This window comes from Nostoc sp. FACHB-152 (genome assembly GCF_014697475.1).
Taxonomy (GTDB): domain Bacteria; phylum Cyanobacteriota; class Cyanobacteriia; order Cyanobacteriales; family Nostocaceae; genus Nostoc_B.
Genome location: NZ_JACJRV010000022.1, coordinates 17,256 through 31,235 on the forward strand (window position 1 = coordinate 17,256; position 13,980 = coordinate 31,235).

At 41.9% G+C, this 13,980-nt stretch carries 12 protein-coding genes; 3 read left to right on the forward strand and 9 right to left on the reverse strand.

From position 1 onward, the window contains the following. Nucleotides 1-46: 46 nt before the first annotated feature. The 3 genes from lpxC to purC all read right to left on the reverse strand — a co-directional run bounded on the left by lpxC (nucleotide 47) and on the right by purC (nucleotide 4,387). On the reverse strand, nucleotides 47-895 hold the full coding sequence (gene lpxC, locus H6G76_RS17130; RefSeq protein WP_190702916.1) for a UDP-3-O-acyl-N-acetylglucosamine deacetylase: 849 nt from the start codon (nucleotides 893-895) through the stop codon (nucleotides 47-49). A 127-nt stretch (nucleotides 896-1,022) separates the two neighbouring features. After that, nucleotides 1,023-3,539, reverse strand: a complete 2,517-nt coding sequence (locus H6G76_RS17135) for a BamA/TamA family outer membrane protein (RefSeq protein WP_190702919.1) — start codon at nucleotides 3,537-3,539, stop codon at nucleotides 1,023-1,025. A gap of 110 nt (nucleotides 3,540-3,649) precedes the next feature. Beyond that, entirely contained in the window at nucleotides 3,650-4,387 is a 738-nt protein-coding gene (gene purC, locus H6G76_RS17140; protein WP_190702922.1) for a phosphoribosylaminoimidazolesuccinocarboxamide synthase, read from the reverse strand. An 845-nt stretch (nucleotides 4,388-5,232) separates the two neighbouring features. On the opposite strand from purC, the gene H6G76_RS17145 reads away from it, so the two are divergent. Beyond that, nucleotides 5,233-5,508, forward strand: a complete 276-nt coding sequence (locus H6G76_RS17145) for a hypothetical protein (protein ID WP_190702925.1) — start codon at nucleotides 5,233-5,235, stop codon at nucleotides 5,506-5,508. A gap of 152 nt (nucleotides 5,509-5,660) precedes the next feature. Here the strand turns inward: H6G76_RS17145 and H6G76_RS17150 are convergent, their stop codons facing one another. The 6 genes from H6G76_RS17150 to H6G76_RS17170 form a co-directional block, all read right to left on the reverse strand. After that, the gene (locus tag H6G76_RS17150) at nucleotides 5,661-8,258 is read right to left on the reverse strand and encodes a GAF domain-containing protein (RefSeq protein ID WP_190702929.1); all 2,598 of its coding nucleotides are present in this window, start codon (nucleotides 8,256-8,258) and stop codon (nucleotides 5,661-5,663) included. Between the two features lie 166 nt (nucleotides 8,259-8,424). Then, nucleotides 8,425-9,561, reverse strand: coding sequence for a glycosyltransferase family 1 protein (locus H6G76_RS17155; RefSeq protein ID WP_190702932.1), 1,137 nt, complete (start codon nucleotides 9,559-9,561; stop codon nucleotides 8,425-8,427). Then, on the reverse strand, nucleotides 9,558-9,746 hold the full coding sequence (locus tag H6G76_RS36645) for a hypothetical protein (protein WP_199337416.1): 189 nt from the start codon (nucleotides 9,744-9,746) through the stop codon (nucleotides 9,558-9,560). Before H6G76_RS36645 ends, H6G76_RS17155 begins: the two co-directional genes overlap by 4 nt. Before the next feature lie 27 nt (nucleotides 9,747-9,773). Further along, entirely contained in the window at nucleotides 9,774-9,902 is a 129-nt protein-coding gene (locus H6G76_RS37730) for a hypothetical protein (protein ID WP_277883105.1), read from the reverse strand. Further along, on the reverse strand, nucleotides 9,887-11,041 hold the full coding sequence (locus H6G76_RS17165) for an NAD-dependent epimerase/dehydratase family protein (RefSeq protein ID WP_190702935.1): 1,155 nt from the start codon (nucleotides 11,039-11,041) through the stop codon (nucleotides 9,887-9,889). Before H6G76_RS17165 ends, H6G76_RS37730 begins: the two co-directional genes overlap by 16 nt. A gap of 202 nt (nucleotides 11,042-11,243) precedes the next feature. After that, the gene (locus H6G76_RS17170) at nucleotides 11,244-11,750 is read right to left on the reverse strand and encodes a hypothetical protein (RefSeq protein WP_190702938.1); all 507 of its coding nucleotides are present in this window, start codon (nucleotides 11,748-11,750) and stop codon (nucleotides 11,244-11,246) included. Between the two features lie 267 nt (nucleotides 11,751-12,017). Between H6G76_RS17170 and H6G76_RS17175 the strand changes: the two genes are divergently transcribed. Both H6G76_RS17175 and H6G76_RS17180 read left to right on the forward strand, forming a co-directional pair. After that, nucleotides 12,018-12,371 (forward strand): hypothetical protein, encoded by a 354-nt coding sequence (locus H6G76_RS17175; RefSeq protein ID WP_190702940.1) that lies wholly within the window; start codon nucleotides 12,018-12,020, stop codon nucleotides 12,369-12,371. 86 nt (nucleotides 12,372-12,457) lie between these two features. Next, on the forward strand, nucleotides 12,458-13,972 hold the full coding sequence (locus tag H6G76_RS17180; protein ID WP_190702943.1) for an AAA family ATPase: 1,515 nt from the start codon (nucleotides 12,458-12,460) through the stop codon (nucleotides 13,970-13,972). Nucleotides 13,973-13,980: the final 8 nt, after the last annotated feature.

The window sequence follows — 13,980 nt, forward strand, 5'->3', positions numbered from 1 at the left end:
TTAAGTAGGACGGCGTTGAAACCCCTCAGATGTGGTCAATAGGATTTTACTGTGCAGCTAAAATCCTTTGAGCGAGTTGAATATGTAAATTGTGGCTGGCTTTGTACGCTAAGAAGTGAGCTTGCGGGAAAATTCCCAATAAACTCAAATCTCCTACTAAGTCCAACATCTTATGACGGACTGGCTCATTTGCAAATCTTAATGGTGGATTTAACCATCCATCAGGGCCGCAAACGAGTGCATTGTCTAAGCTGCCACCTTTAATTAATCCTGTTTGTTGTAAATATTCTATTTGATGTAATAAACCAAAAGTCCGGGCAGGTGCAATTTCCGCCGCAAAGCTAGCCGCCGCAGTTTCTACATCAGCAACCAATAACCAGCTATGCCATTGATTACCGATTGCAGGTAAATCAAAATCAATCCCGTAGCTAAAGCGGGTTTCTGGTGCTGGTAAGGCACATACAAAAGCATCTTCCTGATAAACCCAAATTGGGTCTTTAATCACCAAGTTCACGCTGTTTTCAGGAATTGGTTGTGGTTTTAAACCAACTTGAGCAATGCTATCGGCCCAAATTTGTGCTGAACCATCTAAAAGTGGTACTTCTGGGCCATCTATTTCGATACGGGCGTTATTTACACCCATACCTGCCAAGCTGGCCAATAAATGCTCAACTGTACGGACAGATATTTCTGCTTTATCTAATTGGGTTGAGAGAACTGTCTGATTGACCGCCGCAATTTGAGCAGGAATGATTGGCCCATCTGGTAAATCTACCCGCACAAAATAACGTCCACTACCTGCCTGGGCTGGTAATATCCGCACGTTAGTAGTGATACCACTATGCAGCCCGACTCCGCTTTGGTAGATTTCCCCAGCTATGGTGTGCTGTTGCATAGGCGAAAATTTAATACACCTTAATAAATAGTCAAGGGTCAAGGGTTAAAGAGTCAAGTGTCAATAGTCAAGGGTCAATACTCAAATCAACTGACTATGGACTATGGACAATTGACTATTGACCAAATTAAAATCTTTCGCCAATACCGAAGTTAATCCGGCTATCACCATCATCGTTGATACCGTAGTCGATGCGAATTGGCCCTAATGGGGATTGCACACGCACACCAAGACCATAACCGTAGCCACTACCATTCTTGTTAAGGATTTCAGCCGCTCTGGTACTGCTGCCTAGGTCGCTGCCAACATCAAAAAATAGTGCGCCACTAACAATAGAGAATACAGGGAAGCGATACTCAACTGATGCTTGTACGTAACTACGTCCACTGGCTAAGGTGCCTTCTTCATAACCACGAACAGAGTTGCTACCACCAAGAGTAAAGGCTTCGTAGGGTGGCAAGTCACCTACAACAGTCCCGCCTTGGAGGTTAAAAGCTAATGTTTGTGGGCCTTTGGTAAAGTTCGTCAGTTGAACAGGGATGTATTGGCTATAGCTACCGCGTAATCTAGTGAGAAAAATGTTACCTTGTCCGATTGGCACTGATTGATCGACACCAAAGCGGAGGAAAGAACCACTTGTAGGCTGTAAAGCATTATTACGGCGATCGCGCTGGGTTCCTAGTTGCAACAGCAATAAATCATCTTGACCTGTACCTGAGAAGCTTAAGGGAACTAATTCTCCAGGTACGCCATTTTTGTATACGGTACCAAATTTTCTGAGGTCGCCATCTGCATCGCGGGTGGAAACTCGTTGATATTGCAACCCAGCCGAAGCTGTCCATTCTGCCCTTTCGTAGGGATTAGCAGATAATGGACGGGTGAATGTCACACCACCGCCTAAACGTAACACACGGGGGCGATCGCCATCGTCTTCGCCAGCTTTAAAAGTTTCAATATTGTCATCTTGTCCATCAAAAATCAAGGAAATGGAACTGCGGCGGAAAATGTTGGTTGTGTAGGAAGTTCGATAGGGGTCGCCAGCAATCCAGGGGTCGGTAAAGCGCAAATCAAACAATAATTCCCGTTGTCCTACCTGGAGTTCTGCTCCTAATCTTTGGTTTCTACCGTTGAGGTTTTGCTGTTGGTAACTGACTGTACCAAATAACCCACTGGCAGAACTAATACCAGCACCAGCTGCGATCGAGCCGCTACTGCGTTCAGCTACGTTCACCACCACATCTACTTTGCTAGGGTCAGTACCAGGATCAAGGGAGACGTTTACATCTTCAAAAAGTCCTAACCCATATACCCTTTGCAAGTCTCTTTGTACTGTATTACGATTAAAGATTTGTCCGGGCTTGAGTTGCAATTCCCGCGTAATAATGTAAGGCTGTGTTCGTCCCCGAATTGCTCTACCTTGTTCGTCTGTTTCCTGACCTTCTTTAGTACGGAATCGGACTCTAATATTTTCAACTACACCTTCTGCTACTTGCAGAGTCACAACTCCGTTTTCAGAAACTTGCGGCGCACCAACTACGTTAGCTAACACATAACCTTGGTCTTGATAACGTTTGGTTAAGGTTTTGATGCCTTCCTGTAAGTCACGCAAGTTTAAAATTTTACCATACTGATCCTTAAATACTTCATCGGCAGTCCCAGCTGGCAGTACAGAAGCTACGTTAGTGCCAGGATTAGCTTGAATTTGTACTTTTGTCAGGACAGGGTTAGGCTGCACAATAAAACTAACTCGTACACCTAAGGGTGTATCTTCTGGCTGTGCCTGGACGTTGGAGAAGAAACCAGTGCCAAAAATAGAGTTAATATCTTCTTGCAACTGGGTGCGGGTGGTTGTTCTTCCTGGTTGAGTCCGAATAACTTGGTAAACTTGATTTTCTAATTCTGGAGTTAATTGCCCTGTTTGGGATCTCACCGCTACTTCGGATACTAATACTCGTGGTTCTGTGGTTTCAGCTGCGCCATCAGTTTGAGTATTATCTGGAGATGTGGGTAAGGTAGGTTGTACTGTAGGTGGGTTGGCGTTTTCTGGTTGAGTAGTACCTGGAGTTGCAGGGAACGCTGGCTGTGTTGTAGGCGGGTTGGCATTTTCTGGTTGAGTAGTACCTGGAGTTGCCGGGAACGCTGGCTGTGTTGTAGGCGGGTTGGCATTTTCTGGTTGAGTAGTACCTGGAGTTGCCGGGAACGCTGGCTGTGTTGTAGGCGGGTTGGCGTTTTCTGTCTCAGGATTGGGATTTAAAGATGGGGTTGGTGTTGGTTGCGTATCAGGAACGCTGTTAGGCTGTTGAGTCGCAGGTGGGGTTGTCTCTGTCTCTGGGATTTGAGCCGTTGTGCTAGTAGTTGGTACGATTACCCCTGTTGTTAGCTGTGCAGCTGAATTCCTTGAAGAAACCCTGCTAATTTGGGGTGCAACTTCTTCAACCACCTTCACCTTTGTAGCGTTGATTGGAGATGTTTTCTCGCTTGTTAAACTTTGACCTACATCAGTTTCTTGTTGCTGGTTTGTCGCAGTTTTTAAAATTTCAGATGTATGTTGTAAATCTTCAGTGGTTTGTGCATTGGCACTGATATTCCCACTTAAGGGTGCTGCAATTGTTACAGCTGCTATTAATACAGGAGATAAACGCATTTTATGTACATTCCTCTTCACTTCCGCACACCATCAAACAATAGTCATTAGCCATTAGTCACTTGTCCTTTGTCAATATAAGCAAAGGACAAATACTAACTCAGGTTAAATTAATTTTTACTTTCTACTACCTGTAGCACTCTTTGTAAAACCTCCTGGTAAGCATCTTCTACATTGCCTAAGTCTCGGCGGAAGCGGTCTTTATCCATGACTCGACGGTTAGGGTCGGTTTCTGCTGTGTTCCATAAACGGCAGGTGTCTGGACTAATCTCATCTGCCAAGAGTATCTGCTGTTGTGTATCCAAACCAAATTCTAGTTTGAAGTCTACTAGAGTAATGCCACACTCTAGCCAAAAGTTACGCAGAAACTCGTTGATTTGTAATGCTAGATTAGTAATTGTGTCTACTTGTTCCGGTGTTGCTAGTTCCATTAACAGTAGGCGATCGCGTGTCAACAGTGGATCTCCTAATTGGTCGTTTTTGTAATAAAACTCAACCAAAGGCTGTTTCAGCACTGTACCTACAGGTAATCCTGTTTGTTGGCTCAAACTTCCAGCCGCAATATTTCTCACCACTACTTCTAAGGGTAAAATCTTGACTGCTTTCACCCGCATTTGATTCGGGGCAGGACTATCAATAAAGTGAGTTTTTATACCTTTGGTTTCTAGTTGTTTAAATAACTGGCTGGAAATACTACAGTTAATTTTCCCCTTGCCGATGATACTGCCACGCTTCTGGGCGTTAAAAGCAGTAGCATCATCTTTAAAATCAGCTAACAAAACTTCTGGATTGTCAGTTGTATAAAGTATTTTCGCTTTGCCTTCGTATAACTTGGAATGAACAGACATGGTATGAGGTAAAGATTTCAGCAATGAGCAGCTTGTGTCCTTTCGGGCTTAACCATTTTATCTTTAGTTAACAAAGATTAGCCAATTACTAAATTCATCATCTCAAAGCACTTTCAGAAATAAGATTTAAGGTGTTTCTATCAGCAAGCAACAAGTCTATTCTTATCTCAGGCTTGCTACGTATATATCAGTCCGTGTAGGAGATTCAAACAAATCTATTGCCTATTGCCTATTCCCTATTCCTTATTGCCTGCCCACAGAAGCAGCTTGTAACTCCTATAGGATTGCTATATCTCCATAAATTTATTTATTGGTTCTAGAACTTTTTTAATTACTCAGCCGAAAACCTGTGACTTAGGTGTGTATCACACACTATTCTCATGCGTTGAGAATATCTGTATTTGCTCCTAAATTGTATTGGTACAGCTTTCTGATTGTTAGTTGCCTTTTTTGGGCGTTGAGATTAAATGCTACAGGCTGAACCCACGCAGATACGTAACTTCTCACATCCACCGAAGGCTAGATGTTGATTGTATGGATATTTAATATGCTTAGTAAGGGTAGATATTACCTACTGCTTAACAATACTTCTTAATTACAAAACTTCAATTAAAGATATAAAAAGGTATAATTTTAAACACAAGCTTTAGCAATTTTAGCCTGAGCAAAAATTAATTAGAGATGATGAAAATAAGCAATTAGCACGAGGGTACACTATAAGCTAATTCCAGAACACACCTTATTTAAAAGTAGAAATCAATCGCTGAGTACCTTTTGTCTTGATATACAGGAAATGTCAATAGCTAATTGCTTCTCTTTAGATATAAAACAGAGGAGTTGAATAAGTGGAACCAAAAATAGTGAACAAAGATGATTTTCTTTACCCTCATGGCCGCTATTATGGTCAGGTTAAGCCTGAGAATTTAGTTTTTAATGCAAATCTCCAAGAATTTGCACACAAGGTCAGTTATGTTTGTAGCTTAGAAACAGGTGGAAAATTTGCCCCTGAAGAAGCTTACGAACAAATCAAGGCTTTGTGGAAACAGTTAAAGAGCAGTAAAAAGCAGTTAAAAATTGGTGAAGATCCTTTTAAAAATCAGGAAGGGGATACTGAGGAATAAATTAATGGCAACAGTGGGAGACATCAAGAGTAAAAAGTAAATTAAAATTTCAAATAAAATCTAATTTTACTTATTAGCTTGTTTTTTCTAACCCCCTGTTTCTACTATCTTCTGGATTTATAGTTTAATAAACAAAAGGTTACATTTCTATTCTATTTAGCAATGATTGTCCAAACACCATCCCAAGAATCTGGGGGTGGTGTTTTTTGATAATTATGAGCGCGTTCTAGGTGCATCTCAACAGCTTGGTCTTTGGGACGAATGTATTTGGCAGCAGCGAAGCAGGCGATCGCTTTCTCAAAATTACGCGCTAAATAAGCAACCCTGCCTGTATGGTAATGAAATAAAAACTCTTGGGTATCAGCATCAACTGGAGTGTCGCGATCGCCGATTAACTCATAGATATTTACCGCCTGATGTTTACCTTTGACGCGGATTTTATCTAACTGACGCACCCAAATGCGATTACTGCACAGTTGGTAGGTAAACTCGCTCAAAACAATATCACAACCATATTCTTTAGTGACGGCTTCCAAGCGCGCACTTAAATTCACCCCATCACCAATTACGGTGTAATCCATACGTTTGTGGGAACCAATATTTCCCGAAACGACTTCCCCAGAACTAATGCCAATACCGATCCGAATCTGGGGTTGTTCTTGAATAATTCGCCTTTGGTTAAATTCTTTGAGACGCTGACGCATATCTAACGCTGACTGCACAGCCCGCCAAGCATGGTTTTCTGTCAGTGGTAGCGGCGCGCCAAACACCGCCATTAAGGCATCGCCAATAAATTTATCTAGAGTACCTTCATAGTTAAAAACTGCCTCCACCATCGTTTCAAAATACTGATTCAGCAGCGATACTACCTCCGCCGCCCCTAGATTTTCTGTGAGTGTGGTGTAACCGCGAATATCCGAAAATAAGATTGTGACATCTTTACGTTCACCCACCATTAAGGCATCGTCTCCCAGCGCCATGACTTGTTCGGCAACGTGGGGAGTTAAGTAACGATACATGGTAGTTTTAAGTCGTTTTTCCTGGCTGATATCTTCTAAAACAATTAAACCACCTCGAACTCCGCCTTCTGGGTTGGTTAAAGGATTAACTGTGAGATTAATACTGCGTTCTAATTGTTCTACCTGACTAGCCGGAATTAGCTGCGATTGGGGAGTTAAGGCTAAATTCCAGGGAATAAAAATATCGGGGTTGTGGCGATCGCGCACTGCCAAAATTAAGTTTGGCATACTACTTGCTGAATCTGGAGAGTCAATGCTAATTCGCCCATCTGAACTCAGCACTTGATGCCGCCCTACCATCAAACTTTGTTCTGGTACATAATGTTTAGCACCAGTTGTCAAACTATCTTCTAAGCGCATTTGTAAATTATCAACCGGCACCACCTCCCAAACAAAGCGGCCGATTAAATTTTGTTCCCAGAAGAGTTTATTACTTTTGTTGCTAGTTTCCCCTAGCTGACAACCTAATAACTCAAGTGCCGCATCATTAATTGTGACAATGCGCCCAATCATATCTGTAGAAATTACTGCATCAGAAAGACTTTGCAAAATATCTTTTTGATATTGTTTTTCTAGCAGCACATTTTCAAATAAGCGCGCATTTTCTAAAGCTATGCCAGCTTGAATATTAAAAGCCCGCATAAACTCCTCATCAGAGGCAGTAAAACTACCTTGTTGCTTATTAATTAACTGTGTGACTCCAATTAATTCATTGGCAGAATTAAATACAGGCAAACACAAGATATTTCGAGTCAAATATCCAGTTTTTCTATCTGTGTTGGGGTCAAAACGTGGGTCTTTATATGCATCAGGAATATTCAGGGCTTCGCCTGTAGAAGCAACATATCCAGCGATACCGCGATTAGCTGGAATCCGAATTTCTAAAAAGTCTGTGGAATCAGATGCAGCTGCTACTTTTGTCCACAATTCGCCCATTTCTTTCCGTAACAAAAATAGCGTACTACGGTCTGCCTGCATTAAAATTCGGGCTTGTTCCATGACTATCTGCAAAGTTGCCTCTAAATCTAAACTTTGCCCTAGTGTTTGAGTCGCCCGTAATAAAGCCGTTGCCCCTCGTTGATTGCGGGCTGCGACATAAAAAGATTGACAAGTTTCTAATATAATTCCAATAGAAGCAGCAAAGTCTCGAAAACAATGTTCATCTTCATCATTAAAAGGAATATTGCCAGTTTTATTAGCTAACTGCACAACTGCTACAGTTTGGTTTTTACTACTCACAACGGGCATACATAAAATGTTATGAATTCGATAGCCCATTTGTTTTTCTAAATCTGGACTAAATAAAGGATGAGTAGCAGTTTCAGCAATATTTAATGGTTGGCCTGTACTCGCAACATGACCAGGAATGCCAACAGTAATTGGAGTCCGAATTTCTAAAAATTTTTGACTATTATCTTGGGGAACTTTTGACCACAATTGACCTTTATCATAGTCAACTAAAAAAATAGCTGTATTTTCGGCTTGGAGAATTTGTCCAATTTTAAGTGTGATAGCTTCTAGAACATTTTCTAACATTGATTCTAGAGCTTCATTATTAATTAACTCAATTGCTCTGAGAAACTGTTGGAATTCCGCAGTGATAAAATCTAGTAAGCAAACAAACTCGTTTACTGGCAGGTCTTTAACACGACGTAGCAAGGCGTGGGTGCGATTAACTTGTGTAAGTTCAGTTAATGTAGCCAAGACGCTACCAGGGTTGGGAAGAGTCATGGGAATTTTAGATTTTAATTTTAGATTTTAAAGAACTTGCACTTAGTAAGTGAAGCCGCAAGTGAATTCGATTCATTGGGGCTTGGTAAAGGATATGAGTATCTATTATTAATTGCTGTTGACGGAAATTGTGGAGCAAAATTGCCCCACAATTCAAAACTTTAAATTAAACTGCGGCTGTTGGCTGTTTTGTAAAGACTATTGTTTGATAGTAATCTTGCAACTGACGTGTAGCAGCTGCCCATCCCCATTTTTCTGCTTCCTTGCGGGCGTTTTGTCGGATGGTATCTCGTTCTTGGTGATTTTCCAACAGACGAACTGTTGCAGAAATGGCATCTTGAATATCAGCTTTGGGGTCAAAAAGATACCCATTTACACCATCTGTCACAATATCAGGAATTCCCCCAGAACGGGCGGCGACTACTGGACAGCCAGCAGCCATTGCTTCTAATAATACTAAGCCTAGTGTTTCTGTTCGGGAAGGAAAAATAAAAGCATCAGCACTAGCAAAAGCAGAACCTAACTCTCGTCCCATGAGATAGCCGACAAAATTTGTGTTTGTCCCAGCAAAGTGTTTTAAGAGTGCTTGGCGATGAGGGCCATCTCCGACTAAGGCTAATCGCGCTTGGGGTATTGCTTCTAAAATTGGTTTAATTCGCTCAATTTCTTTTTCGGCAGACAGGCGACCAACATACAGTAACAAAGGACTTTCAGGATTGTTTTGTGAAAGACGCGATCGCATCTCTCTACTAGCTAAATCAGGGTGAAATAATTCTGTATCTACACCCCGTTGCCATAAGTCTACCCTTTCAATGCCATGTGATGATAGTTCCTCCATCATGGCTGTAGAGGTACAAAGATTCAATAATGCTTGATTATGTGCGCCTTTGAGCAATTCCCACAATAATCCTTCTAACATTCCCAAACCGTAATGCTGGAGATATTGCGGTAAATGGGTATGATAAGAAGCCACTAACGGAATTTTCAAAACTTTGCTATAAAAAATGCCTGATAATCCTAAAACGGCTGGATTGACAACATGAATCACATCTGGCTGAAATTCTTCTAAGGCATAACCAATTGCTGGGCGAGGTAGTGCCATTTTCAGTTCTGGATACAGAGGTAAAGGAAAGCCACTAACGCCGTAAACTTTCGCTCCTTTGTGTTCCGTGATGCCACCCTCTGGGGCGATGACTAAAACTTGATTTCCATTGCGTTGTAGATGGTCAACTGTGTGGCGTAAGCGTGTAACAATACCATCAACTTTCGGCAAAAAGGTTTCGGTGAATAGGGCTATTCTCATAAAAAATCAGTCCAGGCAGATAATCCCAGCTTTTTTTGGATGTCGCTATCAAAAACAGGGTAAACCTTCTCCTGTGGTGTGATCAATTCTGTGTAGTTACAATTTAAGTTTTGTCTCTGCTGTTTGACAAAATTCGAGATATCTTCAATATGGACAATCCAATCTTTAGCATAAGCAGCTAGCACTTAACCGCCTAGTCCTAACTGAATAATTCAGACAATAACTGTCTGGTCGTCATACTGCGCTAGTAGATGACGACCAGCTTGAGGCCAGCGAGTGATTTGATGGCTATAAGGTTTTGTCACCAGCCTCATCCAGTTTTGACCTACTTCCGATGCCAAGAGACTTTCGGCAGAATTTGCTTTTGATCAACTCGTTGCTGATACTTGACGGCAAAGTTCAGCAATGAATCAAGTAACGAATCTGATAGATAGTGAGGCTGCAATCCCAGGTCGAGGAGTTTGGTATTTTTCGCGTTGAAGTAATGTTCTTCTTTTTCAACTCTAGGATTATCTAGGTGGTTGATTTCGACATTCAATCCCAATGCGTTACCTGCTTTTTTCACCATCAATGCCAAGTCACCAACACTAAATAGTTCGGTAAATTGGTTGAAGACGCGGAATTCTCCTGGTTCAGCCGGATTTGCGATCGCTAATTCCATACAGCGTACTGTATCCCGAATATCCAAGAATCCACGAGTTTGTCCACCCTTACCATACACAGTTAAGGGATGACCAATCGCAGCTTGAATACAGAAGCGGTTCAAGGCTGTACCAAAAACGCCGTCGTAATCTAAGCGATTAATCAACAATTCGTCCATTCCTGTTTCTTCGGTCAAGACACCATAAACCACACCTTGGTTTAGATCTGTGGCACGTAATCCCCAAATCCGACAAGCAAAGTGAATATTGTGGCTATCATGCACTTTACTTAAGTGGTACATGGAACCAGGCTGCTTAGGATAAGGCAGGGTATCTTTGCGCCCATTGTGTTCAATGGTGATATACCCTTCTTCAATATCGATGTTGGGTGTACCATATTCTCCCATTGTCCCCAACTTCACCAGGTGACAGTCGGGGAAGTCTTCGCGCATGGCATACAGCAAGTTGAGTGTGCCAACTACGTTGTTGACTTGGGTTAAAACTGCGTGTTCGCGGTCAATCATAGAGAATGGCGCGGAACGCTGTTCGCCAAAATGCACGATCGCATTTGGCTCAAATTGATGTAAGGTTTTTTGCAGAAATTCGTAATTAGTGATATCGCCTACGAATAGGTCGATAGATTTGCCGGTCAAATCTTGCCAGCGCTGGATACGTTGCTGAATAGGTGCGATCGGCGTTAGAGTTGCGACACCAAGTTCGTTATCCCAATGCCGACGCACTAGACTATCTAAAATTCCAACATCGTAACCTCGATTAGAGAGGTAAAGTGCGGTTGCCCAACCACAATACCCATCGCCACCAATAACCAGGACTTTCATTTTCACCAGTTTTTACTCGCTGATAGCTAAATCTATCAGGTTTCTGTACCCCCTCAACCATCAAAAGTAGTGATTAGTGATTGGTCATTGGTCATTGGTCATTGGTTAAAAGGCAGGAGGCAGGAGGCAGAAGGGAAATTTCATACTACCCTGCGGGAACGCCTGCCGTAGGATGCCCTTAGGGCTGTAAGGCGAACACACTTTATACTTTTATCCGATATTGCTGGGCTATGTAATAAAAGAAGGGGTAATAATCAGAAAACTCTTGGCTTAAGCTCTGTCCTTGCCAGTAATATGTGACTTGACCTTGAGTTATAGTCAATTTCATGGAACCGACTTTCTGACCAATGTCTACTAATAAAACTCCAGATACGCCTTGAGTAGTCTGAAAGTTAGTTTCATTTTTATTTATGGCATCTGGTAGCCGATTACTTGCCCATGCTCTAATTTGCACAGTTTGACTGCGTGGTGAAGCTAAGGCAATGCCGTCGGCATTTTCTGGCGTTGCTAAAACATTCCAATTGCTGGGATAGGGAAATTCAAAGCCATAACGGGAATTGCTATAAGTTTTCCATTGGGTATCGGAGACGCTGAAAGGCTTGCTACATCCCCACAACAGCAGCGATAAAGCGATCGCACCCGCTACACTTTTGTATTTAGTATAAATATTTTGTTTGCTAGTACAAGTTTTCACTGAAATAATCGACATAATTATCTTGTTTATTTAATTTTACTTACTGACTATAAACATTGAAAATAAATAGATTTAGCGAGATTTTCAAAGCTTGGGCAGCTATTTAACTAATATTCAATTTCTAAAAAAATTTGTCTTAAATATAACTTAGCTGCCTTTAAATACACAAACTATATGTAAATAAATGTAACAAAATAGCCGTCAAAACGTTTTAATGGCTTGACAAGAGACAAAGGAGCCGATAACGTGTTATACATACCCGGGTAAGACCGCAAAAGAATTATGCAAACGCAAACTAAGCAGAAGGTTACATTTTATATATCGCCAGAGCTTCACAAAAAGTTGAAGATTCGTTCAGCAATTGATTCTGAGCCAATGTCAGACCTTGCAGAACGCGCCCTATGTTTTTACTTAGCAAACTCAGAATTAGTAGAAGAAGTAGAAGCTTCTGCTTATGGGAGAACTCACAGAGTTTATTCCTGTCCCACTTGCGAAAGTCCACTAGTACTGCGTGATGGGGAATTAGTTGGTTTAGGTAATCAACCAGGATTAATTGGGCAAGAATCTCTTTCAATTGATGAAATGGAAGAAGTAGAAACCCATCCCAAGAGTGAGGAAGAGCTAGTCCCTTGCTAGATAAGAATTATGAATAACTTATTCATAATTCAACTATAGTTACAAGTCTGTTCTTTACTGTATAAGGTCTCAAGTAGGTCGATTGTATGAAAGAAGAGCTCAGTATCCTAATTCAAGCTCAATACCCTTTAATCTACCTTGTGACCTCCGAGGAAGAGCGGGCAGAGCAATCAATTTCCACAATAGCTCAAGGGTTAAAGCCCCTGCGTCGAGTCTACGTATGGACAGTAACTCATGGGATCGTGGAATACGGCCAGCCCCGGAATGTGAGCCAACACAACACCGTTTCTCCGGAAGCGGCGATTGACTGGATAATCCGGCAGAGAGAACCAGGTATATTTATTCTTAAAGATTTACATCCATTTATTGATGCGCCTGCAACAAATAGAGCGTTGCGTGATGCGATCGCTAGTTTTAAAGGGCAGCAAAAAAATATTATTTTAATGTCGCCAATGCATCAAGTCCCCATAGAATTGGAGAAGGAAGTAGTTGTTTTAGACTTCCAACTGCCAGATATGGCGGAGTTGAATAAAGTATTAACTTACCATTTAGATAATAATCGTGGCCGACGGTTAACAACAGAAGCCCGCGAAAAGCTACTCAGAGCCGCTTTAGGATTAACTAAAGATGAAGCTGAGAAAGTATATCGCAAAGCGCAAGTTACTACAGGCCGGCTGACAGAAGAAGAAGTTGATATAGTTTTATCTGAGAAAAAGCAACTAATTCGGCGTAATGGGATATTAGAATACATCGAAGAAGATGAAACCATTGATGCAGTAGGTGGCTTAGAAGAATTAAAGAAATGGCTCAAGCAACGCTCTAATGCTTTTACAGAAAGAGCAAGAGAGTATGGTTTGCCCCAACCAAAAGGGATGCTAATTTTAGGAGTTCCTGGTTGCGGTAAGTCATTGATAGCCAAAACAACATCCCGGCTTTGGGGTTTACCACTGTTGCGCTTAGATATGGGACGCGTATACGACGGCTCAATGGTGGGTAGAAGCGAAGCAAATCTGCGTAACGCCCTCAAAACAGCAGAATCCATCTCTCCAGCGATTCTGTTTATTGACGAGTTAGATAAATCCTTTGCTGGTAGTGCTGGGTCTGGTGATTCCGATGGCGGTACATCTAGCAGGATATTTGGGTCTTTCCTCACATGGATGCAAGAGAAAAAATCTCCAGTGTTTGTCATGGCAACAGCCAACCGAGTCGAACGCTTACCTGGAGAGTTCTTGAGGAAAGGTCGGTTTGATGAAATTTTCTTTGTTGATCTGCCTACTCCTGAAGAAAGGAGTGATATTTTCAATATTCACTTAAGCAAACGCCGTCGTGAAGACATCGCTCGCTTTGATTTAGAGCAATTAGCCAAGATGTCTGATGGCTTTTCTGGGGCAGAAATTGAACAAGCGATCGTAGCGGCAATGTACGAAGCATTTGCCCAAGACCGCGAGTTCACACAACTAGATATTATTGCTGCACTGAAAGCAACCTTGCCACTGTCTCGCACGATGCAAGAACAGGTAACAGCCCTCAGAGACTGGGCTAGACAGCGCGCAAGACCAGCCGCAGCCTCCGTTGCTGAATATCAGCGAATGGAGTTTTAAAAGCTTTC